General features: G+C 71.8%; 20 protein-coding genes and 1 tRNA gene. 7 read left to right on the top strand and 14 right to left on the bottom strand.

The features are described from left to right. Window positions 1-11: 11 nt before the first annotated feature. From ACIPSE_RS16475 to ACIPSE_RS16450, 6 genes are all read right to left on the bottom strand, one after another. Window positions 12-1,688 carry a long-chain fatty acid--CoA ligase gene (locus ACIPSE_RS16475; protein ID WP_401662896.1) on the bottom strand — a complete coding sequence of 559 codons (1,677 nt, stop codon included), beginning with the start codon at window positions 1,686-1,688 and terminating at the stop codon, window positions 12-14. Window positions 1,689-1,852: 164 nt separating this feature from the next. Further along, a complete protein-coding gene (locus ACIPSE_RS16470) occupies window positions 1,853-2,422 on the bottom strand; it encodes a SigE family RNA polymerase sigma factor (protein WP_401662894.1) in 570 nt (189 codons plus the stop codon). Window positions 2,423-3,426: 1,004 nt separating this feature from the next. Continuing rightward, on the bottom strand, window positions 3,427-4,593 hold the full coding sequence (locus ACIPSE_RS16465) for a lipid-transfer protein (protein ID WP_401662892.1): 1,167 nt from the start codon (window positions 4,591-4,593) through the stop codon (window positions 3,427-3,429). Further along, complete coding sequence (locus tag ACIPSE_RS16460) at window positions 4,590-4,985, bottom strand: MaoC/PaaZ C-terminal domain-containing protein (RefSeq protein ID WP_401662890.1); 396 nt, start codon at window positions 4,983-4,985, stop codon at window positions 4,590-4,592. Before ACIPSE_RS16460 ends, ACIPSE_RS16465 begins: the two co-directional genes overlap by 4 nt. An 11-nt stretch (window positions 4,986-4,996) precedes the next feature. Next, window positions 4,997-5,956, bottom strand: a complete 960-nt coding sequence (locus ACIPSE_RS16455; protein WP_401662888.1) for a bifunctional MaoC family dehydratase N-terminal/OB-fold nucleic acid binding domain-containing protein — start codon at window positions 5,954-5,956, stop codon at window positions 4,997-4,999. A 218-nt stretch (window positions 5,957-6,174) separates the two neighbouring features. Then, window positions 6,175-6,489, bottom strand: coding sequence for a hypothetical protein (locus ACIPSE_RS16450; protein WP_401662886.1), 315 nt, complete (start codon window positions 6,487-6,489; stop codon window positions 6,175-6,177). Window positions 6,490-6,848: 359 nt separating this feature from the next. Between ACIPSE_RS16450 and ACIPSE_RS16445 the strand changes: the two genes are divergently transcribed. After that, the gene (locus ACIPSE_RS16445) at window positions 6,849-7,718 is read left to right on the top strand and encodes a bifunctional DNA primase/polymerase (protein WP_401662884.1); all 870 of its coding nucleotides are present in this window, start codon (window positions 6,849-6,851) and stop codon (window positions 7,716-7,718) included. Between the two features lie 124 nt (window positions 7,719-7,842). Next, complete coding sequence (locus ACIPSE_RS16440; RefSeq protein ID WP_401662882.1) at window positions 7,843-8,274, top strand: hypothetical protein; 432 nt, start codon at window positions 7,843-7,845, stop codon at window positions 8,272-8,274. A 43-nt stretch (window positions 8,275-8,317) separates the two neighbouring features. Here ACIPSE_RS16440 and ACIPSE_RS16435 read toward each other — a convergent pair whose 3' ends face one another. The 4 genes from ACIPSE_RS16435 to ACIPSE_RS16420 form a co-directional block, all read right to left on the bottom strand. After that, the gene (locus tag ACIPSE_RS16435; RefSeq protein ID WP_401662880.1) at window positions 8,318-8,677 is read right to left on the bottom strand and encodes a TIR domain-containing protein; all 360 of its coding nucleotides are present in this window, start codon (window positions 8,675-8,677) and stop codon (window positions 8,318-8,320) included. A 10-nt stretch (window positions 8,678-8,687) separates the two neighbouring features. Next, a complete protein-coding gene (locus ACIPSE_RS16430; RefSeq protein WP_401662878.1) occupies window positions 8,688-9,128 on the bottom strand; it encodes a hypothetical protein in 441 nt (146 codons plus the stop codon). A 371-nt stretch (window positions 9,129-9,499) separates the two neighbouring features. Next, window positions 9,500-9,586, bottom strand: a tRNA-Ser gene (locus ACIPSE_RS16425). 69 nt (window positions 9,587-9,655) lie between these two features. After that, window positions 9,656-11,113, bottom strand: a complete 1,458-nt coding sequence (locus ACIPSE_RS16420) for a S1C family serine protease (protein WP_401662876.1) — start codon at window positions 11,111-11,113, stop codon at window positions 9,656-9,658. A gap of 313 nt (window positions 11,114-11,426) precedes the next feature. Between ACIPSE_RS16420 and ACIPSE_RS16415 the strand changes: the two genes are divergently transcribed. From ACIPSE_RS16415 to ACIPSE_RS16405, 3 genes are all read left to right on the top strand, one after another. Next, window positions 11,427-12,236, top strand: coding sequence for a glycerophosphodiester phosphodiesterase (locus ACIPSE_RS16415; protein ID WP_401662874.1), 810 nt, complete (start codon window positions 11,427-11,429; stop codon window positions 12,234-12,236). A 161-nt stretch (window positions 12,237-12,397) separates the two neighbouring features. Further along, window positions 12,398-13,030, top strand: coding sequence for an ATP-binding protein (locus ACIPSE_RS16410; RefSeq protein WP_401662872.1), 633 nt, complete (start codon window positions 12,398-12,400; stop codon window positions 13,028-13,030). Between the two features lie 118 nt (window positions 13,031-13,148). Then, window positions 13,149-14,138 (top strand): DUF5926 family protein, encoded by a 990-nt coding sequence (locus ACIPSE_RS16405; protein WP_401662870.1) that lies wholly within the window; start codon window positions 13,149-13,151, stop codon window positions 14,136-14,138. A gap of 254 nt (window positions 14,139-14,392) precedes the next feature. On the opposite strand, the gene ACIPSE_RS16400 is transcribed toward ACIPSE_RS16405, so the two are convergent. Further along, window positions 14,393-15,043: a hypothetical protein gene (locus tag ACIPSE_RS16400; protein WP_401662868.1), complete on the bottom strand. Its 651-nt coding sequence runs from the start codon at window positions 15,041-15,043 to the stop codon at window positions 14,393-14,395. A gap of 57 nt (window positions 15,044-15,100) precedes the next feature. After that, window positions 15,101-15,766 carry a bifunctional DNA primase/polymerase gene (locus ACIPSE_RS16395; RefSeq protein WP_401662866.1) on the bottom strand — a complete coding sequence of 222 codons (666 nt, stop codon included), beginning with the start codon at window positions 15,764-15,766 and terminating at the stop codon, window positions 15,101-15,103. A 448-nt stretch (window positions 15,767-16,214) separates the two neighbouring features. Here ACIPSE_RS16395 and ACIPSE_RS16390 point away from each other — a divergent pair, with 448 nt between their 5' ends. Continuing rightward, on the top strand, window positions 16,215-17,729 hold the full coding sequence (locus ACIPSE_RS16390; protein WP_401662864.1) for a PP2C family protein-serine/threonine phosphatase: 1,515 nt from the start codon (window positions 16,215-16,217) through the stop codon (window positions 17,727-17,729). Between the two features lie 100 nt (window positions 17,730-17,829). Beyond that, on the top strand, window positions 17,830-19,314 hold the full coding sequence (locus ACIPSE_RS16385; protein WP_401662862.1) for an aminopeptidase P family protein: 1,485 nt from the start codon (window positions 17,830-17,832) through the stop codon (window positions 19,312-19,314). A 59-nt stretch (window positions 19,315-19,373) separates the two neighbouring features. On the opposite strand, the gene ACIPSE_RS16380 is transcribed toward ACIPSE_RS16385, so the two are convergent. Then, a complete protein-coding gene (locus tag ACIPSE_RS16380) occupies window positions 19,374-20,201 on the bottom strand; it encodes a triphosphoribosyl-dephospho-CoA synthase (RefSeq protein WP_401662860.1) in 828 nt (275 codons plus the stop codon). Between the two features lie 9 nt (window positions 20,202-20,210). Beyond that, window positions 20,211-21,155: an intradiol ring-cleavage dioxygenase gene (locus ACIPSE_RS16375; RefSeq protein ID WP_401662858.1), complete on the bottom strand. Its 945-nt coding sequence runs from the start codon at window positions 21,153-21,155 to the stop codon at window positions 20,211-20,213. Between the last annotated feature and the right edge of the window lie 40 nt (window positions 21,156-21,195).

Below are 21,195 nucleotides of genomic sequence, written 5' to 3'. Positions count from 1 at the left end.
AGGGTGCCGTCTCAGAGCTTGGTCACGTCCAGGGTGCCTTCGGCGTACTGCTTCCTGATGACCTTCTTGTCGAACTTGCCGACGCTGGTCTTGGGGACGGACGCGATGACCGTCCAGCGCTCGGGGAGCTGCCACTTGGCGATCTTTCCCTCGTCGGCGAGGAAGGCGCGCAGCGTCTCGAAGGTCGCGTCGGAGCCCTCGCGCAGGACGACCGTGGCCAGCGGGCGCTCGCCCCAGCGGTCGTCGGGGACGGCGACGACGGCGGCCTCGGCGACGTCCGGGTGGGACATCAGCGCGTTCTCCAGTTCGACCGAACTGATCCACTCGCCGCCGGACTTGATGACGTCCTTGGCGCGGTCGGTGAGGGTCAGGAAGCCGTCGGCGGAGATGGTGCCGACGTCGCCCGTCTTCAGCCAGCCGTCCTCGCTGAACTTGTCGGCGGGGCGCAGCGGTTCGGCGTCGGGTCCGTTGTAGTAGGCGCCGGCGATCCACGGGCCGCGGACCTCCAGCTCGCCCGCGGACTCGCCGTCCCAGGGGATGCGCTCCCCGCCGGGGCCGGTGAGGCGGGCCTCGACGCTGGTGGGGAAGCGGCCCTGGGTGAGCCGGTAGGCGAACTCCTCCGGGGTGCCGACGGCCTGGGCCGGCGGGCGGGCGATGGTGCCGAGCGGGGAGGTCTCCGTCATGCCCCAGGCGTGGCAGACGCGCATGCCCAGCTTGTCGAAGGCCTCCATGAGGGAGGGCGGGCAGGCCGAGCCGCCGATGGTGACCTGGCCGAGCGAGGAGACGTCACGCGGCCGGGCGGTGAGCTCGGCGAGCAGGCCCTGCCAGATGGTCGGCACGGCGGCGGCGTGGGTCGGACGTTCGCTCTCGATCATCGCGGCGAGCGGCTCGGGCTGGAGGAAGCGGTCCGGCATGAGGAGGTTGACGCCGGTCATGAAGGTGGCGTGCGGGAGCCCCCAGGCGTTCACATGGAACTGCGGGACGACGACGAGCGAGGTGTCCTGGTCGGTGAGCCCCATCGACTGGGCCATGTTCACCTGCATCGAGTGCAGGTAGATCGACCGGTGGCTGTAGACGACGCCCTTGGGGTCGCCCGTGGTGCCGGAGGTGTAGCACATGGCCGCGGCCTGCCGCTCGTCCAGCTCCGGCCAGTCGTACGCGGTCGGCTTGCCGGCGAGCAGGTCCTCGTACTCGTGCACGGTCGCGGCCGAGCCGTCGAGCAGGGACCGGTCGCCCGGGCCGAAGACGACGACGTGCTCGACGGTCTTCAGATGCGGCAGCAGCGGGGCGAGCAGCGGCAGCAGGGTGCCGTTGGCGATGATCACCCGGTCGGCGGCGTGGTTCACGATCCAGGCGAGCTGCTCGGCCGGAAGGCGCAGGTTGAGGGTGTGCAGAACCGCGCCCATCGAGGGGATCGCGAAGTACGCCTCGACGTGCTCGGCGTTGTTCCAGGCGAGGGTGGCGACCCGCTCGTCGCCGGTGACGCCGAGGTCCTCGCGCAGCGCGTGCGCCAGCTGGGCGGCGCGGGCGCCGATCTCGGCGAAGGAGCGGCGGTGCGGTGCGCCCTCGCCTGTCCAGGTGGTCACCTGCGACGCGCCGTGGATCGTCGATCCATGCGTCAGGATCCTGGAGATCAGCAGCGGTACGTCCTGCATGGTGCTGAGCACGGCGTCCTCCCGGGGCGACATTGCCTGCGCGGTGGGTTAAGGGTTGGGCTGATTCTGCTCACATACCGCGCGGTATGTCACTAGGGAACGGTGATCGATCACGTCACGTTGCGTTCACACGCGCGGTCGTCCACCGGTTCCCTGCGGGCTCCCTACGGGCTCCTTGCGGGCTCCTTGCGGGCTGCTTACCGGCGGGCGAGGCCCAGCTCCGGGTCCTCGCGGAGCTTGCCGAGGGCGCGGGAGACCGCCGACTTCACCGTGCCCACGGACACGTCGAGCACCTCGGCCGTCTGGACCTCGCTGAGGTCCTCGTAATACCTGAGGACGACCATCGCCCGCTGCCGGGCGGGCAGCTTCATGATCGCCCGCCACATCGCGTCGTGCAGCGCCTGCTGCTCCGCGGGGTCGGCGACGCCCAGCTCGGGCTCCGGCTCGGGAATCTCGTCGGTCGCGAACTCGTCGACCTTGCGCTTGCGCCACTGCGAGGTGCGCGTGTTCAGCAGCGCCCGGCGCACATAGCCGTCCAGCGCCCGGTGGTCCTCGATCCGCTCCCAGGCCACGTACGTCTTGGTCAGCGCGGTCTGCAGCAGGTCCTCGGCGTCGCTCGGGTTGGCGGTCAGCGAACGGGCGGTACGCAGCAGCACCGGTTGGCGGGCCTTCACGTACGACGAGAACGAGGGGTACGTCGCATACGGGCGGGCCTGCCTCGCCGGTACCGCGGCGTCCGAGGCGCTGGTGCAGACGGGTGTGGTCATGGCTCCACGCTAGGAGCGAGCCCCCCTCCGGCTCATCGGCCGCAGGTCCCGAAGAGGACTCCGCCTCAGGTTGTAGGGGTGGGGGTACGGCCACCTCCTGAGGGTGGACGAGGGGGTGGGGTGTACTGCGGGATGACCCCCAGGGGATGCGCCGGGGGACGGAGAACGAGCGGCCTCGGGCGCGCTGGGGGCGGGGGCCGGCGGCTGGCGGCACCGGGGAGGGGGTCGGCGGCCGGCGGCACCGGGGGCGGAGGGCAGACGGCCGGCAGCACCGGGGGCGGAGGGCAGACGGCCGGCAGCACCGGGGAGGGGGCCGGCGACCCGCCGTGCCGGGGGCTGGAAGTCCGGCGGCTCGTGCGGGGCAGGGCGGGTACCGGCACCGGACGTCAGGCCGGGCGGATGGGCCTGCGCAGATGCCACGGGACGCCGCGCTTCCGCCGAGGCCGTGCTCGCCAGGGGGTGCGCCCGCGCGGGTGGAGGGCTCGCTGGATGGGAGCCGCGCGGGTAGGGGGCTCGTCGGGTGGGGTCCGCGCGGGCGGGCGGCTGCCGCGACCCGGGCCGGCGAGCAGTACGCGCGGGGCCGTACCCGCGCCAACCGTCAGGACGGACAGGTGAGTGCGCTCGGCCGGGTGCGCCCGCACAGACCGGCTGCTCGCCGGGGCCGCGCAGGCCGGGAGCTTCCGGGCCCCAGGTGTCCGACGGTGGGCAGGGGGCCGTACCCGCACCCGCCGTCGGGCCGGACAAGTGAGTCCGTCCGGGGGCGCGGCACGCCGCCCTCTCGCCGCCACCGCGCTCGCCAGGGTGCGCCCGCGCGCGGAGTGGGCGGCTCGTCGGGCGGGGCCGCGTGGGCGGGGGGATGCAGCGGAGGCGGTGCGCGGGGGGGGCCGTGCCCGCGCCGAGCCGCGTCCGACGTCCCCTGTCAGGGGTCCCCTGTCGAGCGTGTCCCCTGTCGAGCGTCCCCCGTCAGAAATCCCCCGTCAGGCGTCCCCCGTCAGACATCCCCGTCAGGCGTCCCCCGTCAGGATCAGGCCCGAGGTCGGGACGCCCGTTCCCGCTGTCACCAGGACGTGGTGGGCGGCGGGGACGGGGTTGGGGGAGGTGCCGCGGAGTTGGCGGACGGCTTCCGCGATGCCGTTCATGCCGTGGAGGTACGCCTCGCCGAGCTGACCGCCGTGGGTGTTCAGCGGCAGCGCCCCCGCGGCGACGAAGTCCGGTGCCTCGCCCTTCCCGCAGAAGCCGAACTCCTCCAGCTGCATCAGCACGAACGGCGTGAAGTGGTCGTAGAGGATCGCCACGTCGATGTCGGCCGGGGTGAGCCCCGAGGTGCGCCACAGCTGGCGGGCGACCACGCCCGTCTCGGGCAGACCGGCCAGGTCGTCGCGGTAGAAGCTCGTCATCGCCTCCTGGGCCCGCCCCGCGCCCTGCGCCGCGGCGGTGATCACCGCGGGCGCGTGCGGCAGGTCCCGGGCCCGCTGGGGCGAGGTGACGACGAGGGCCTGGCCGCCGTCCGTCTCCTGGCAGCAGTCCAGCAGACGCAGCGGCTCGACGATCCAGCGCGAGGCGGCGTGGTCGGCGAGGGTGATGGGCCGGCCGTGGAAGTACGCCGCCGGGTTGGTCGCCGCGTACCGCCGGGCCGCCACCGCGACCTGCCCGAACGCCTCCGGGGTCAGACCGTGGGTGTGCAGGTAGCGCTGGGCGGCCATCGCCACCCAGGACGCCGGGGTGAGCAGCCCGAACGGCAGGACCCAGCCGAGCGCCACGCCCTCCGCGGAGGGTTCGCGGTGCTGCACGCCGGAGCCGAAGCGACGACCGGAGCGTTCGTTGAAGGCGCGGTAGCAGACCACCACCTCGGCCGTGCCCGTCGCCACCGCGAGCGCCGCCTGCTGGACGGTGGCGCAGGCCGCGCCGCCGCCGTAGTGGATCCGGGAGAAGAAGGACAGCTCGCCGATCCCGCAGGCCTGGGCCAGCGTGATCTCCGGGGTGGTGTCCATCGTGAACGTGACCATCCCGTCCACGTCGGCGGGTGTCAGCCCCGCGTCCGCGAGGGCGGCCCCCACCGCCTCGGCGGCGAGGGTCAGTTCACTGCGCCCGGAGTCCTTGGAGAACTCGGTGGCGCCGATCCCGACGATCGCCGCCCGCCCGCCGAGCGTGTCCCGTGTCCGTACGCTCATCCGGCACCCCCCGAGGGGACGGTGACCGTCACGGTGCCCGTGACGTGCTTGCCGACGCCGTTCTCCCCGACCACCCGGACCGTCGCCGTGTCGCCGTCCACGGCCTCCACCACCCCGGTCAACACCATCGTGTCCCCCGGGTAGTTGGGGGCGCCCAGCCGGATGGCGACCCGGCGCAGCACGGCCGTCGGCCCGAAGTGGTCGGTGATGTAACGGCCGACCAGGCCGTTGGTGGTGAGGATGTTCATGAAGATGTCCGGAGACCCCTTGCTCCGGGCGAGTTCGGCGTCGTGATGGACGTCCTGGTAGTCCCGGGAGGCGATCGCGCCCGCGACGACGAGGGTGCGGGTCACCGCGATCTCCAGCGGAGGCAGTCGCTCGCCGGTCCTCATCTCTCCGGTCCTCATACGGCCGCCTCCCGAGACCTTTGCCCGGCCGTCTCCTCGGCGCGGAACACCGGGAGCACCAACTCCTCCTCGTACTCACGGAATTCGAGCCGCACCGGCATCCCGATCCGCACCTCGTCGTACGGCACCCCGACCACGTTGCTGACCATCCGGACGCCTTCCGTGAGCTCGACGAGGCCGACCGCGTAAGGGGGCGCGAAGGCCGGGAAGGGCGGGTGGTGCATGACGACGTACGAGTGCACCGTGCCCGTCCCGCTCGCCTCGACCGTGTCCCACCCCAGGTGGCCGCAGGTGTTGCAGCCGGGCAGCCACGGGTGGCGCAGGGTGCCGCAGGCGGTGCAGCGCTGGATCAGCAGCCGGCCCTCGCGGACCCCCTCCCAGAAACCGGCGTTGTCCCGGTTGACGACGGGGCGCGGCCGAGGGGGCCGCTTCTCCCGGCGGGCGGCGGGCGCGTACTTGAGGATGCGGAAGCGGTGGGTGCCCACGAGGTCGGGGCCGACGCGCACGTCCATGCGGGTCGTGACGAAGTACCCGGCGCCCAGCCTGGTCGTCTTGCGGTCCGACACGGACTCGATCACCGCGTCGAAGGTGATCTCGTCCCCGGGGCGCAGCGGCCGGTGGTACTCCTGCTCGCAGTCGGTGGCGACGACCGAGGTGCAGCCCGACTCGTCGAGGAGCGCGAGGAGTTCGTCGTAGGCGGAGGAGCGGCCCGTGGGGCCTGTGTGGCCCGAGAGGCCTCCCATGGTCCACACCTGGAGCATGGTGGGGGGCGCGATCGCGTCCGGGCCGGTGTACGCCGGGTTGGTGTCGCCCGTCGCCTCGCACCAGTGGCGGATCATCGGCGCGTTGACGGGGTCCTTGCCGGTGCCGGAGACGACGGCGGGCAGACCCTCGTACGCCTTGAGCCGGCGCGCGATCCCCTGACCGTCGCCGTCCCGTTCCTCGCCGTCGGCCATGGGAACCCCCTCGTCTCCGACGGTTTCTGACTGTCCGTCAGATCAGGGCCCCTGTCAAGGTGCCGCCGGGTGGCGGGAAACGCCTGCGCGGCGGTGCCGAGGCACCGCCGCGCAGAGGTGTCACACCCCAAGAAACACACCTGGTCGAAGGGGACTTCAGGGAGATCGGCGGGTCCCCACCGGCCGATCCCCTCCCCTCCTCATGGTCCCGCCCCGGTTCACCACCACAGCGGGGTGAAGTTGACGGACCAGTTGTGGTTGCCCTGCTGGATGGCCGTGAACGCGGAGCCGTTGACCTGTGCGGTGTTGCTCTGGTTCGAGGCGCCGGAGCCGACCGCGCTCTGCTGCGTGGTGGACGAGTTGCCGTTGTTGGTGCCGCCGACCCCACTGCCGACGATGCTCGCGACACCCGCGTTCGATCCGTCGTCCGCGATGGCGCCGTTGTCCGCCGCCGCGACGCCGGTGAAGAGTGCCGCGGCGAGCGGGAGAGCGGAGACGGCGGCGATGACGCGGGCGGTACGGATGCTTGCCATGTTCTTCCTCCAGAACCCGGCCTCGTGAGCCGGAAGTACGTCAAGTAAGGCTTTTGCCAGGGCAGTTGGCCGACCGCCTCGGCGTTGTCTCGGTGTCCTTCGCAACGTCGCGAGACCAGAGTTGCCCACCGGAACCCCGGCGAACCACCCCGGAAGTCCCCATTCCCCCTGAAGCGTGAGGACAAGTCGATAAACCCCTTTCACGACCTGAAGGCCCGAAAAGGCCCGAGCGGGGCATCACCTCCCCAAGCACCGCAAGAGCGGAAGCGTTCCGGCAGCTTTCGAGCCAACTCGCGCCGCCCGGCGAGTCGAGCCCGCACGCCCTTCCCTTTTTCGAACACTCGTACGAAAATAGAGCCATGGCCACCACCGACCGGCAGGCCACGACGCTGGCCCTCGCCCACGCCCTGTCCGCCGCCGAACGCGGACTGGCGGTCATCCCGCTGTCCCGGACGAAGCTCCCGGCCCTGCGCTCCCCCCACCGCGACGACACCGACCCGGCCCGCTGCCACGGCGAGTGCGGCCGCTTCGGCCACGGCGTGTACGACGCCGCGACCGCCCCCTCCCGGATCCGCGCCCTGTTCGCCGCGGCGCCCTGGGCGACCGGCTACGGCATCGCCTGCGGCCTGCCGCCCCATCACCTCATCGGCCTCGACCTCGACACGAAGTCCGGTACGGACTCCTCGGCCGCCCTGCGCGAGCTGGCCCTGCGCCATCTGTTCACGATCCCGGCGACCGTCGTCGTCCTGACCCCGAGCGGTGGCCGTCACCTCTGGCTGAGCGGCCCGCCGGACGTGGTCGTCCCCAACTCGGCGAGCCGCCTCGCCCCCGGCATCGACATCCGCGGCGCCGGCGGCTACCTCGTCGGCCCCGGCTCCCGCACCGACCAGGGCGAGTACCGCACCGCTCCGGGCACCGCCCGGCTGGCCCCGGCCGTCTGCCCGCCGGCCCTGCTGCGTCTGCTGCTGCCACCGCCCCGCGCGACCCGGCACCCGACGCCCGCGGCGGCCGGCGACCACGGCCAGGGGCTCGTCCAGTTCGTCCTCGCCGCGCACGAGGGCCAGCGCAACACCCGTCTGTTCTGGGCCGCCTGCCGCGCCTACGAGGACGGCATCGGCCCCGCCCTCGTCGAACCCTTCGTCGAGGCCGCCCTCAACACGGGCCTGTCGGAACGGGAGGCCCGGGCGACGCTCGCGTCAGCGGCCCGCATGACAGGCCACCAGCCGTAACGGAGGCGGGCCGGGGCCGTCCGGGCATCCGGCCCTTCCGAGACACCGAAAGCACAGCGCGAGCCGGGGCGCCGGCCGGAAATCCAGAGGACCACCCATGCACCGCCGCCCTAGAGTGCCGACCATGTCACTGGCCCGCCTCGTACTCGCCTCCGGCCGCAGTGTCGAACTCTCCGAACTCCGCATGTCCTCCACCTACGGCGGCCTGCTGGAGGGCTACCCCTGCCGGGTGGTCAACGAGATGAAGATCCAGGGCCTGCTGCGATCGGCCGAGAACGACTTCCCCCGCACCCCGGTCCACCTGGTCCCGCCCCCGCGCGAGTACCCGGACCAGTACTCGGGCGGCTTCGGCCCCGTGGAGACCCTCCCGCCCGTGGCCTGCGTCGGCGCCTTCCGCTCCACGGCCCTGGACCCGTCCCACGACCCGGTCCTGTACCGCTCCCGCCTCACGGTCGTCTGGTTCCAGCCCACGACCGACCTACCGTCCCCCTGCCACCCGGACGACCCCCTGACCACAATGCCCTGGAACGACCTGGCCCGGGACCACGAGCTCTGACCGGTGAGCCAATCGGCCGGTGAGCGATCCGAAATCCACACACCTACTGGCGAATACATTCAATTCCGCTGACGACATAGTCCAGCCATGGCCATCGAGAATCCGTCGACTGCACCAATGACGAGTCGGGAAATATCGCAGCCATCTCGATGTTCATTCGCAGAGCGGTTTCGAACTCCCACCGCGTCCAATCCGTAGCAAGGTAATGACGCGACTCGACCGCCACAAAGACATCGGCGCCAGCCAATGCGTCGACCACGACCTGATACCTGTCATCATCCGGCTGATGATCCACCAGATCGTCGATATAGATCTCTCGCGCATCCCCGTGCAAGAGTCCTCTGATTCGATGCAACCGCTCAAAGCTGTTGTCGCGCCTTGCATAGCTGACGAAGTAGCGCATGAGGAGCACCTTACCCGTCCAGCCAGCCTACCGAGTAGGCCCAAGCACCGATGGCAACCAGCACGGCAAGGACGAGATAGTACGCCATAGAGGCATTGAAGGCCGCGCGCCAAGGCTTCACGGCACCTGAAGTCGGAACGAACGAGTATGCGTCGAGACAGTTATCGGCCCGGCGTTGCCAGATCGGAATCATGGCGCCTCGCAACTTCCTCTGATAGTAGTAGCTGAAGCTGTCGGCTATCCAGAAACCAAGGATCACCATAAGGCCCGCCACGAAAAGAGACGGCCCGGGTTTCTTGTCTCCGAAAGAGGCGACTACAGCACCGACCGGCACGACGATGAGAGCGCAGAGCTTCTTCAACTCAAGGCAGGCCTCCGAGGCCTTCACCGTCGCCGCATGGAGTTGATCAAGCTGATCCTTGTCGAGTTCATCTTTCGTGGGACCGGTCACTCGGAAACCATTCGACTCACACATCCTCTGCGATGGCCGCTCTGCCCAGCAGCCATCCGAGCACACGAGCCTCTCCGCTGTCCCGGAAAGCAACGATCCAGGGGAGCTTCCGTTCGGCAGTGACGGAGTCGACGCAGGCGGTGGCGGGCTTCAGGGGGTGAGCCAGGTGCGATCCACGAAAGGCGGTCGGCCGACACGGTCGGAGCACCGGACAAGGAACTCCATCGGACCGCTTTGCCCCATCGGACGGAGCCACTGACCATCAACCGTCCCGGATCCACCGGTAACTGACGAAGAATCGCGGTGACTCGCAGTCAGCGCACACGAAAACGACCCCCGACCGATCAACCTGGTCAGGGGCCGTTCACCTGCGGTGGGTGTGGGATTTGAACCCACGGTCGCATCGCTGCGACGACGGTTTTCAAGACCGTTCCCTTAGGCCGCTCGGGCAACCCACCCCGCGGCGCCGTGGCCGGGGCCCGGCGGCGCGGGGTCAAGAGTAACCGGTGCCCACGCGCGCGTGGGGGTCAGCTGTCGCCCTCTCGGGAGCCGAGGGTCAGTTCGACGGTGTCGGTCTTGCCGTCGCGCTCGTAGGTGATCTTGACCTTGTCGCCGGGCTGGTGGGTCCAGATCTCGCCGATGAGGGTGGGGCCGGAGTCGATGACGGTGTCGTCGAGCTTGGTGATCACGTCACCGGGCTTGAGGCCGGCCTTGGCCGCGGGGCCGCCGGACTCGACCGCGTCGCCGCCGCCCGCGCCCGTGTCGGTGATCTTCGCGCCGCCCGTGGAGTCCTCCAGGGAGACCGAGGCGCCGATCTTGGCGTACACCGGCTTGCCGGTCTTGATGAGCTGCTGGGCGACGTACTTGGCCTGGTTGATCGGGATGGCGAAGCCGAGGCCGATCGAGCCGGACTGGCTGGAGCCGCCGAGGCCGCCGCTGCTGGTGGACTGGATCGCGGAGTTGATGCCGATCACGTTGCCCTGCGCGTCGAGGAGCGGGCCGCCGGAGTTGCCCGGGTTGATCGACGCGTCCGTCTGGAGCGCGCTCATGTAGGAGGCGTTCGAGCCGGTGCCGTCGCTGGAGGCCACCGGGCGGTTCTTGGCGCTGATGATGCCCGTCGTCACCGTGTTCGACAGGCCGAAGGGCGCGCCGATCGCGATCGTGGAGTCGCCGACCGCGACCTTGTCCGAATTGCCGAGGGTGAGCGGCTTGAGGTCGCTCGGGGCGTTCTTGAGCTTGATGACCGCCACGTCGTAGCCCTGGGCGTGGCCCACGACCTCGGCCTCGTACTTCTTGCCGCTCGGGAACGTCGCCGTCAGCTTGCCGCCGTCGACCGCGTCCGCGACCACGTGGTTGTTGGTGACGATGTGGCCCTCGGTGTCGAAGACGAACCCGGTGCCGGTGCCGCCCTCGCCGCTGCTGGACTCGGCCTCGATGGTGACCGTGCTGGGCAGCGCCGAGGCGGCCACGCCCGCCACCGTGCCGGCCTCGCGCTTGACGGAGCCGCCGCTGTCGGAGGCGGAGACCGTCGTCGAGGACGTCGTGTCGTCGTTCTTGGCCAGGGTGTAGCCGAGGCCGCCGCCCAGGCCGCCCGCGACCAGCGCCGCCACCAGGACGGCGGCGAACAGTCCGCCGCGCCCGTTGCCGCGGGGCTTGGGCTCGGGGGCCGCGTAGGTCGCGCCCCAGCCGCCGTGGTCACCGCCGTCGGCGTAGGAGGGGGTCGCCGGGGGCGGCGGGGGCCAGGAGGCGTCCGGCGCGGAGCCCTGGGTCTCGCCGCCCGCGGCGCCGTAGGCGGGCGCCTGGCCCGCGTGCACCAGCTCCTGCTCCGGTGCGCCGGGGGCGCTCGGGGGAGTCGGCGGGAGCGGGGTAGTGGGCGCGCCGCCGCCGGGCGTGTGCGCCTGCGGGGAGGATGCGGGGGAATCCACCGGCACAGGAGGTGCGGACGGGGCCGGGGGTACCGCGGTGCCCTCGTTCTCGGTGCTCACAGCTGCTCTCCTCGATCCACGGCTGTTGTCCTCGGGTCGCTCTCGGTCGCACTGGGTCACGCTCGTTCACGCGTGCCGGTGGTCCGGCGCGATGAAGCTGTGCTGGTGCTTTTGTATGCCGTCAGCTTTTCCCACAGGCCGTCAGAGCACCATAAGCGGTGGCTGTGGGTCCACGGCCATCCTTTATATGGGACCTTCCACTCCTACCGGGCGCATCTCGGCATCAGCCCCACGAGCACCTCCCGAAAACGGCGGGGAGGCCCCGAGGGGGACCCCTACACCGCGTACCCGCGCGCGGTGGGACCATGACGCGGTGACCCACGCACGGCAGCACACCATTCAGGTCGTCGCCCACCGCGGAGCCTCCGAAGAGGCTCCCGAGCACACCCTGGCCGCGTACAAGAAGGCGATCGAGGACGGCGCGGACGCGCTCGAGTGCGATGTGCGCCTGACGGCCGACGGCCACCTCGTCTGCGTCCACGACCGACGCGTCAACCGTACGTCCAACGGGCGCGGGGCGGTCTCCGCGCTGGAGCTGGCCGAACTCGCCGCCCTGGACTTCGGCTCCTGGCGGAACCGGGACGAGGCGCCCGACTGGGAGCACCGCCCCGAGGACCGCGAGGACACCTCCGTCCTGACCCTGGAGCGCCTGCTGGAGCTGGTCGCGGACGCGGGACGGCGGGTCGAGCTGGCCATCGAGACCAAGCACCCCACCCGCTGGGCCGGACAGGTGGAGGAGCGCCTGCTGGTGCTGCTCAAGCGCTTCGGCCTGGACGCGCCCGCCTCCGCCGCCGACTCCCCGGTGCGGATCATGAGCTTCTCCGCCCGGTCGCTGCACCGTGTGCGGGCCGCCTCACCGACGCTGCCGACGGTCTATCTGCTCCAGTTCCTCTCGCCGCGGCTGCGCGACGGCCGGCTGCCCGCCGGAGTGGGGATCGCGGGCCCCTCGATCCGGATCGTCCGCAACCACCCGGGATACGTCGAGCGGCTGAAACGCGCCGGTCACCAGGTGCACGTGTGGACGGTGAACGAGCCGGAGGACGTGGACCTCTGCGCCGAGCTCGGCATCGACGCCATCATCACCAACCGTCCCCGCGCGGTCCTGCGCCAACTCGGCCGGTGACCGCCCGGGAGCCGAGTGTGCGTCAGTGGTAAAGACCTGTGAAGAAACCTTGACCACAGGAGTCCGCTGGAGCATCTTCTGTCACAGCCATACCGGTTAAATCCGGCCAGTCGGTTACAGGGAGTGCTCCGGCGCGTTCGGAACGTGTTCGAACGCGTCGAATGCGTCAGCGGACCCGTCATGGCCGGTTTCCGGTTCAGGCCAATGGGGCATCCACACCGTGGCGTGGGGCGAAGGAGGTCTCGGGGGTGGCGTTGGTGGTGGCACAGGAGGTGCCCGCGTCGTCGAGCATGGCCGTACCCCATGGCCCTGCGGGCGTGGGAGAAGCGAGACATCGCATGCGCGGGCAGCTGCGCAACGGCGGAGTGTCGGAATCGGTCATCGACGATGCCGTTCTGATTCTTTCCGAACTCTTGAGCAACGCGTGCAAGCACGGCCGGCCCCTGGGCGACGCCCTGGCCGGGGACGGCGACGTCCGTGCCGCGTGGCGCATGGAACCGAGCGGCCGGCTCACGGTCGAGGTGACCGACGGCGGCGGACCCACCCGCCCGGCCCCGGCCACTCCCTCGGTCACCGCGCGCGGCGGTCGCGGGCTGAACATCATCACCGCGCTGGCCGACGACTGGGGCGTCCGGGACGACGCCCGCGGCGAGGTCACGGTGTGGGTCGTCGTGCACGACGACGAACCCGGCGACGCGCACCGCCGCGAGGCTCTCGCCGCGCGCGTGGCGGTCCCCTCGGTACGTCCGATGACTCGGCTCGACTTCGCGGACGCGTTCGACGACCTCGACTGACGGCGTCCGACGGCGTCCGGGGTGACACGGGCGGGTTGTCCACAGGCTCCCTTCGCCCCCGTCCTGAACGGCTAGGCTCCCGCCCGTACGAGACCAGCCGTAACCGGGAGACCTCACCATGGCCAAGAAGCGACCCCAGACGAAGGCCCAGCGCCCTCAGCGGACCGGCGGGGCCCCCGCCGTGGGCGCCGACGGACAGGTACCGGTGGTCGGCGCCCGCGAGGCCTGCCCCTGCGGCAGCGGCCGGCGCTACAAGGCGTGTCACGGCCGGGCCGCGGCCCAGGCCGTGACCGAGCTGGTGCGGCGCCCGTTCGAGGGCCTGCCCGGCGAGTGCGACTGGGTGGCCCTGCGCGAGCTGGTCCCCGCCGCCACCGTCGAGCTGCCCCTGAAGGACGGCCTGCCCGACGGCGTGCCCTCGGTGACCCTGGCCACCGTGCTGCCGATGGCCTGGCCCGCGCTGCGCCGCGACGACGGCTCGGTCCTGCTCGGCCTCCAGAACGACACGGCGTCCGGCGACATCAGCCGCGACCTCGCCGACACCCTCCGGCGCGCGCTGGCCGCCGACCCCGGCACGCCCGTCCAGGGCCGCCGCGCCCCCGCCGACGGTCCCCGGCTGCAGGATCTGCTCGACCCCGAAGGCGCGTTCGAGCCAGTCGTGCACGAGGGCTTCGAGTTCTGGGTGCCGGACGCGGAGAACTCCACCCCGGAGGTGACCGCCTCCCTGGAGCGGGCCAACGCCGCCGCCATCCCGACCGTGAAGCTCCAGGGTGTGGACGCCGCCTACTGGTGCGAGACGCCGGAGAAGAACCATCTGCGGTGGGTCATGCCCCACGCGGAGGAGCAGCTTCTGGACGCGCTCGCGCGGCTGCACGCGGCCGGGAGGTCGAGCCTCGGCGAGGGCACCCGACTCGTCGGTTCCTTCCGTGCGCACGGTCTGACGGTGCCGGTCTGGGACCTGCCGAGCGGGGTCTCGGCGGACGACGTGGAGAAGCCCGCGGCCGAGTTCGCCGAGCGCCTCGACGCCGCTCTGGCCTCGGACGCACCGCTCACGGCCGACGAGCGCCGCGCGCGCGGCGGCCTGACCAACCGACAGGTGACGCTCAGCTGACGCACAGGTCGGAACGTCCGGGCGGCTGACTGGTCGGTCAGCCCGTCCGGGCCGGGGCCCGCGGCCGGAACCGATCGCAACTCCCCCTGGCCGCACGTGAGTCGGTGTCCGGAAAGCCGATGGAATCGCGAGATCGAATTTGCGAACAGCCGATCTCTTGTTACCGTTCGAGTAGCCCGGTTGCTGGTGCATCCCCCGTCGCCAGCAACCGGGTCTTTCCATGCGCGGATCCGTTTACGGAACGCTTCTGATCGTCAACTGCCCGTAGATGAACCGGAGTTGCTCGCGGAAGTGTCCGCGGAGCCAACGTCGGAGTCGTTTCCGGAGCCGTTTCCGGAGCCGTCCGCGTCATCGCTTCCCGCCGGTGCACCGGAGTCGCTCCCGGAGCGCAGCAGCAGCGGCCCGTCCCCGGCCCGTCCCGCGAACTCCGCGACGGCCGAGTACGCGGCCGGCCGCCCCGCGGCCCTCTCCCTCGGCGTCTCGCACGTGCCCGGCTCGTCGCCCGCGCCCACCGGGCAGTGGATCTGCACCGTGCGCCCCTCGGGCCCCATGAAGCTCAGCACGGCGTCCAGCGGACGGCCGGTGACATTGCGGTAGTAGGTGCGCGCCCAGGTCTCCTCGCCCTGCGCGAGGACACAGGTCTGCGCCTCGATGCCCTCGGGCGAGGTGAGTTCGGGACCGCAGTTGGCGGCGGTGGCCATGCCGAGGCCCAGCAGCAGGGGCGAGCCGTCGGACGCGGGGGAGCCGGTGGGGGCGGTGGACGGGGCCGCCTTGGCGTCGTCGCGCACGGACGCCCGTACCGCCGTATGCGCCTTGTCGCCGACCTGGCCCGCGGACGCCACGGCCAGGGGAAGCGCCACCGCGCATGCCGCGACGCCCGCGAGGGCGAGGAGACGAAGGTTCATGAAAGGGGACGATAACGACCGCGCGCGGGCGGCTGGTTCCGCCCGCGCCCGACACCCTTACAACTCGGGCGCGCTCACACCCGTACGAGTGAGGGCGTCGACGACGGCGTCCACGACGGCCTCGACGTCGGGCACCCACGGGGAGGCCGAGCCGGGCAGCGGGGCGCGCTCCCAGCGGATGGCGCCGGAGCCGGTCTCGGACGGGGGCAGGGCGAGGTAGCCGCCCTCGCCGTGGAAGCGCAGGGAGCCGGGGACGAAGTCCTTCGCGTAGAGCAGTTCGCCCAGCTGTTCCATCGAGTACGGCTTGACGAGGATCGCCCAGCGCGTGTGCGAGGCGACGACCGGGCCCAGGCGCATGCCCTGGCGGTCCAGGGCCACGAGCGCCCGGGAGGCCGCGAGGGCGGGGAGGGAGACGGCGCAGGGGGCGGTCCCGCCGGTGGCGAGGACGATCGGCGCGGCCGGCCGGTTGGCCCACCACCAGCGGACCATGCGCGCGTCGGTGGTGGCGGCGAGGAGTCCGGGATCGAAGGGGTGCGCCCCGGGGACCGTGCACTCGGGGTCGGGGCAGGAGCAGCGGGCCCGGCCCTGGGGGTCGGGTGCCGCACCCGGGAGTACGGGCCACTGCCATTCCGTCGCGAAGGTCAGGGCCGCGCTGAACACATCAGGCTCCCCGTCGTTCCGCTGGGACAGGAGCCTGCGTGCCTTTCCGAGGATCTCGCGCATGAGCGCTCGTTCCTTTCCGTTGCACCGCTGGCAACACCGTGGGCCACATCACACCATGTGTCGATCACTGCACTGTGCGTACCTGTTGGCGCATCACACCCTGTCCGAGACAAGGGGAACCCTGCATCCATCGAAAGCATGGGCGTGGCGTCGGGGGTGGCGAAGTCTGGCGTTTTGCCGTCCCGCGTGTTTCTCCGCGCCTCCGCCACGGGAGGATGGGGCACGGTCGTCGGTGGTTAGGACGCCCGGGTCGGTCACCAGGTTCCGGGTGACTGTCAACCACCCCTGGCCTTCACCGAGTACGTACCCATCACGACCGCTGTGACGCTCTGTCGAGCAAGGCCAGTCGACCGCAATAGGCCTTTACCTGAGGCAGTTTTAGGCCAACTTCGCCTTTTAGCAAGAGGGGCGTGGGTGACACACGGACACCAGGAATCCCGGCAGGACAATGCTGGACATCCCTCCACGAGTGCGTGTACATGTGGAGACACCGCCAGCGGCGCAGAATGACATGGGGGTTTGCGATGCTTTTGAGCAATACGCACCGGTCGGAAAGCCGGACGCCATGAACGCCCCTCACCCTCCGAAAGTGGCCGGAATCGATTCAACGGTTCCCTCGCCAGCACACACTGTCGCGCCCGCGCCCGCCGCCCCGGAGGCCCCGGCGGACACCTCCGCGGTCGCCGCGCCCGCCGCTCCGGGCGCCCTGCTCCAGGACCGGCTCGCGGGCTGGGTCTCGGACCTCACGACCCTGCACGAGCTCACGGAACGCCTGGTCCGCACGGAGACGTTGACGGACGCGCTGACCGAGCTGCTGCGCGCAGGAGCCGCCCTCGTGGGCGCCCGCCGCGGCCTCGTCGTGCTGGAACCCGGCGACGGGCTCGGCCCCGACACCACCATCGGCCTCGGCCTCGGCCGCGCCGACCTCGGGCACATCGAGACGGTGCCGCGCAGCGCCATCTCCTACGGCCGCATCCTCGACGGGCTCCAGGACGAGACCACCGAACCCGACCTGCTCGCCGAGGACGGACTCGACCCCCGCCACCGCGAGGTCGCCGCCCGCCTCGGCTACGCAGCCAGCCACGCGCTGCCGCTGACGGCCCAGGCCACGGGCCGGATCGGCGCCGCCGTGTGGCTGTACGACGAGCCCGCCGAGCCCACCGAGCGCCGGCGCCACCTCGTCGGCCTGTACGCCCGGCACGCGAGCGAGCACCTGGCCCGGCTGGTCGAGGTCGAGCGCACGCGCGCGTGCCTGGCGACGATGTCGGAGGAGCTGCTGCCGTCCCGGCTCCCCCGTGTCGCCGGGATGCGGCTCGCCGTCCGGCACCGCACCGGCCCGCGCGGCGGCGGCGACTGGTACGACGCGCTGCCCCTGCCCGACGCCGCGCTCGGCCTCGCCGTGGGGTCGGTCACCGGATCGGGGCCCAGCGCGGTCGCCGCGATGGGCCGGCTGCGCGCCTCGCTCCGGGCCTACGCCGTGATGGAGGGCGAGGACCCGGTCGCGGTCCTGTCGGACCTGGAGCTGCTGCTGCGGCTCACCGAGCCGGCCCGCTCCGCCACCGCCCTGTTCGCCTACTGCGAGCCCGCCCTGCGCAAGATCACGCTGGCCGGTGCCGGGCACTGCCCGCCGCTGCTGGTCGGCGAGCGACGCACCGAGTTCGTGGAGACGACCGTGTCGGCGCCGCTCGGCATGCTCGCCTGCTGGGAGGCGCCCAGCGTCGAGTTCCAGGCCGACCCCGGAGAGACGGTTCTGCTCTACACGGACGGGCTCCTGCACCGCACCGGCGACGCCACCGACCGCGCCTTCGCCCGGCTGCACGCGGCGGCTGCCGGGGTGCCGAAGGCCCTGCGCGGCGACCCGGACGCGATCGCCGACCACGTGCTGCGCGCGGTGCTGCCGGACGGCCTGGACGAGGCGGAGTCCGACGACGACGTCGTGCTGCTCGCCGCGCACTTCGAGTAGCCGTCCGACTGCGTATCGGTAAGAGGTCTTCCGGCCCTGGGCCCCCTTCCGTACGACCGTACGATGGACGGGGTCCAGTGCCGTATCGAGGAGGATGACCGTGGCCGACGAGCTCAACCCGGCTGACACAGACGCTGCCACCGCAGCGGGCCCGGAGACCGAGGCCGAGGAGCCGGTCAAGCAGCGGAAGAACGGCCTGTACCCGGGCGTCTCCGACGAGCTTGCCGAGAGTATGAAGTCCGGCTGGGCCGACACCGAGCTGCACGACCTGCAGCCGATCGCGCAGGCCGACGAGACCGCGGCCCGCCGCGCGGCGCTCTCCGCCCGTTTCCCGGGCGAGCGCCTGGTGATCCCGGCCGGCAACCTGAAGACCCGCTCCAACGACACGGAGTACGCCTTCCGCGCCTCCGTCGAGTACGCGTACCTCACCGGCAACCAGACCGAGGACGGCGTCCTGGTCCTGGAGCCGGTCCCCGGCGGTCACCGGGCGACGATCTACCTGCTGCCCCGCTCCGACCGCGAGAACGGCGAGTTCTGGCTCTCCGGCCAGGGCGAGCTGTGGGTCGGCCGCCGCCACTCGCTCACCGAGTCCGAGGCCCTGTACGGCATCCCCGCCGCCGATGTGCGCGAGCTGGCCGGCCTGCTGCGCGAGGCGACCGGCCCGGTGCGGGTCGTCCGCGGGTTCGACGCGGGCATCGAGGCCGCGCTGACCGACAAGGTCACCGCCGAGCGGGACGAGGAGCTGCGGGTCTTCCTGTCCGAGGCGCGCCTGGTCAAGGACGCGTTCGAAATCGGCGAGCTGCAGAAGGCCGTCGACTCGACGGTCCGCGGCTTCGAGGACGTGGTGAAGGTCCTCGACAAGGCCGAGGCCACCTCCGAGCGGTACGTCGAGGGCACGTTCTTCCTGCGGGCGCGCGTCGAGGGCAACGACGTCGGCTACGGCTCGATCTGCGCCGCCGGGGCCCACGCCTGCACCCTGCACTGGGTGCGCAACGACGGTCCCGTGCGCTCCGGTGACCTGCTGCTGCTGGACGCGGGCGTCGAGACGCACACGTACTACACCGCCGACGTCACGCGGACGCTGCCGGTCGACGGCACGTACAGCGAGATCCAGAAGAAGATCTACGACGCCGTGTACGACGCCCAGGAGGCCGGTATCGCCGCCGTGCAGCCGGGCGCCAAGTACCGGGACTTCCACGACGCCTCGCAGCGCGTGCTGACCGAGCGGCTCGTGGAGTGGGGGCTCGTCGAGGGCCCCGTCGAGCGTGTCCTGGAGCTCGGGCTCCAGCGCCGCTGGACGCTGCACGGGACCGGCCACATGCTCGGCATGGACGTCCACGACTGCGCCGCCGCGCGCACCGAGACGTACGTCGAGGGTGTGCTGGAGCCCGGGATGGTGCTGACCGTCGAGCCGGGGCTGTACTTCCAGGCCGACGACCTGACCGTGCCGGAGGAGTACCGGGGGATCGGCGTGCGGATCGAGGACGACATCCTCGTGACGGCCGACGGGAACCGGAACATGTCCGACGGGCTGCCCCGGCGGTCCGACGAGGTCGAGGCGTGGATGGCGTCGCTCAAGGGCTGAGCGTGCCGTGAGACGGACGACGGCCGGGCACCCCGCGGGGTGCCCGGCCGTCGGTGTTCCTACGCCGCCTTCACCAGGGCCGGCATCGCGTCCAGGAACAGCGCGCCCGCGAGCAGGCCGGCGCTGCCCCTGGGGCTCCAGCCCCGTGCGTGCAGGTCCGCGTCGAAGGCGGTGAGAGCCGCCGCCCCCGCCGGTGTCGAGGTGCCGCCCGCCTCCAGCACTCCCCGCGCGCCCGCCTGCACGTGCCGCAGGCCCAAGGGGCCCGCCGTGTAGAGGAGTTCGGTGTCCTGGAGGGTGGACATGACCGTGAGGAGGGCGTCGAGACGGGCCTCCTCCTCCGTGGCGCCCGACCTGCGGGCCGCCGCGAGGGCGTCGTAGGCGCGGCGCACATGGGGGAAGCCCGCGCGGGCCTCGCCCCGGGCGCCGGCGGCGCCGTACTTCGCGGAGACCGAGGAGCCCCGTGAGGGGCGGCGCGGGGCGCGCTTGTCGGGGTGGCGGGCGATGGTCTTGGCGGTCGTGGCGACGCCGATGCCCTTGGCCCCGGGGTCGAGGGCCGCGGCGGCGACCAGCAGGCCCAGCGCCCACAGGGCGCCGCGGTGACCGCCGCCGGCGAGGCCCACCGAGTGCTCGGTGCAGCGGCCGATCGCGCCCAGCTCCGACCGCAGACCCGGGGTGGGTTCACCGGCCCGGCGGGCGGCGGCGGCCATGGCCGCGAGGCCGGGTACGAGCGCCTTCGCCGACCAGCGCAGGGCGATGTGGTCCACCCGGGTCACCCGGGCGTCCAGGTCGCGCGGATCGGGCAGGCCGGGCTTGGGGGCCAGGGCCAGTTGCCCGGTCAGCGCGGTCACGGCGGCGTGCGCCAGCGCTTCGTCCTCGCGGCTCGTCATGGCCGTACCTTACGAGGAGGCCGAGGCCGAGACAGTGGCACTTTCGGACGGAGCGTCGGACGGGGGCTCACCCGTCGGCGCGTCGCTCGGGGGCGTGCCGCCGCCGCTGCCCGCGCCGGTGCCCTCGGCGTCGGGGTCGATGGCGAGGGTGAGGGTGCCCTTGTAGCCCTTCGACGGGTCCTTCTTGTGCACGGCCTTGAGGGTGAGCAGGCCGCTGGAGGCGCCGCCGCCGTCGTACACCATGTCGTTGTCGAGGGTGGTGTAGCTGCCGGAGTGCTGGGAGTAGGGCTCCAGCGTGAAGATCTCCTCGGCGATGTCGTCGGCGAAGAAGAGCTGGCCGGTGTAGTTGACCGTGCCGCCCTCGTAGGTGCCGTCCGCCTTCTCGCCGCCGGTGTGGACCCGGACGTGGATGTGGCAGGTGCGGGGGGTGTACCAGCCCGGGAAGATCGTCTCGAACTTGACGACCCCGTTGCCGTTGGCGATCTGGTAGCCGCGCAGGTAGGTCTGGTCGTTCGCGGTCGAGCCGTCCTCGCTCTCCGCGGGGGCCGAGCCGCCGGGGTTGGCGGTGGTGTAGCCGGAGTAGTAGCCCCACGCGTCGCAGTGCCAGATCTCGACCGCGGCGCCCTTGACCGGGGTGCAGCCGTCGGTGGCGTCGACGACGGTCAGACGGAGCGTGAGCGGGACGCCGCTCTTGCCCTCGGTGATGTCTTTTCGCACCAGGGCGCCGTCGAGGTAGTACGGGCCCTCGGTGACGCTCGTCATGAGCGTCATGCACGCGTCGCCGGTGCTGGTGCTCGTCGCGGACGCGGTGTCGGTGGCGTCGGCCGTCGTGTCCGTGTCGGCGAACGCCGACTGGTAACCGGCGACGGCGAGGCCGCCCGCGGCGACCGTGCCGCCCGTCACGGCGATCGCGCGACGCCGGGTGATCGTCTTGTCCTTGTGGTTTCCCGTCATGATCAGGAAGCTAGGAGCGGCGTCCGTCAGGGAGTTCTCA

Source organism: Streptomyces sp. NPDC090106 (assembly GCF_044747265.1).
Lineage (GTDB): Bacteria > Actinomycetota > Actinomycetes > Streptomycetales > Streptomycetaceae > Streptomyces.
The sequence above is the reverse complement of the archived record's forward strand: the minus strand, read 5'-3'. Positions and strand labels throughout refer to the sequence as shown.

What these genes read in the sequence shown, in the direction of transcription:
- ACIPSE_RS16460 (WP_401662890.1), bottom strand. Translation starts at nt 4,985, where the DNA reads ATGAGGACCGGCGAGCGACTGCCTCCGCTGGAGATCGCGGTGACCCGC.
- ACIPSE_RS16395 (WP_401662866.1), bottom strand. Translation starts at nt 15,766, where the DNA reads ATGCGCGAGATCCTCGGAAAGGCACGCAGGCTCCTGTCCCAGCGGAAC.
- ACIPSE_RS16455 (WP_401662888.1), bottom strand. Translation starts at nt 5,956, where the DNA reads ATGGCCGACGGCGAGGAACGGGACGGCGACGGTCAGGGGATCGCGCGC.
- ACIPSE_RS16465 (WP_401662892.1), bottom strand. Translation starts at nt 4,593, where the DNA reads ATGAGCGTACGGACACGGGACACGCTCGGCGGGCGGGCGGCGATCGTC.
- ACIPSE_RS16445 (WP_401662884.1), top strand. Translation starts at nt 6,849, where the DNA reads ATGGCCACCACCGACCGGCAGGCCACGACGCTGGCCCTCGCCCACGCC.
- ACIPSE_RS16435 (WP_401662880.1), bottom strand. Translation starts at nt 8,677, where the DNA reads ATGCGCTACTTCGTCAGCTATGCAAGGCGCGACAACAGCTTTGAGCGG.
- ACIPSE_RS16470 (WP_401662894.1), bottom strand. Translation starts at nt 2,422, where the DNA reads ATGACCACACCCGTCTGCACCAGCGCCTCGGACGCCGCGGTACCGGCG.
- ACIPSE_RS16475 (WP_401662896.1), bottom strand. Translation starts at nt 1,688, where the DNA reads ATGTCGCCCCGGGAGGACGCCGTGCTCAGCACCATGCAGGACGTACCG.
- ACIPSE_RS16380 (WP_401662860.1), bottom strand. Translation starts at nt 20,201, where the DNA reads ATGACGAGCCGCGAGGACGAAGCGCTGGCGCACGCCGCCGTGACCGCG.
- ACIPSE_RS16405 (WP_401662870.1), top strand. Translation starts at nt 13,149, where the DNA reads ATGGCCAAGAAGCGACCCCAGACGAAGGCCCAGCGCCCTCAGCGGACC.
- ACIPSE_RS16450 (WP_401662886.1), bottom strand. Translation starts at nt 6,489, where the DNA reads ATGGCAAGCATCCGTACCGCCCGCGTCATCGCCGCCGTCTCCGCTCTC.
- ACIPSE_RS16410 (WP_401662872.1), top strand. Translation starts at nt 12,398, where the DNA reads ATGCGTCAGCGGACCCGTCATGGCCGGTTTCCGGTTCAGGCCAATGGG.
- ACIPSE_RS16440 (WP_401662882.1), top strand. Translation starts at nt 7,843, where the DNA reads ATGTCACTGGCCCGCCTCGTACTCGCCTCCGGCCGCAGTGTCGAACTC.
- ACIPSE_RS16390 (WP_401662864.1), top strand. Translation starts at nt 16,215, where the DNA reads ATGCTGGACATCCCTCCACGAGTGCGTGTACATGTGGAGACACCGCCA.
- ACIPSE_RS16400 (WP_401662868.1), bottom strand. Translation starts at nt 15,043, where the DNA reads ATGAACCTTCGTCTCCTCGCCCTCGCGGGCGTCGCGGCATGCGCGGTG.
- ACIPSE_RS16375 (WP_401662858.1), bottom strand. Translation starts at nt 21,155, where the DNA reads ATGACGGGAAACCACAAGGACAAGACGATCACCCGGCGTCGCGCGATC.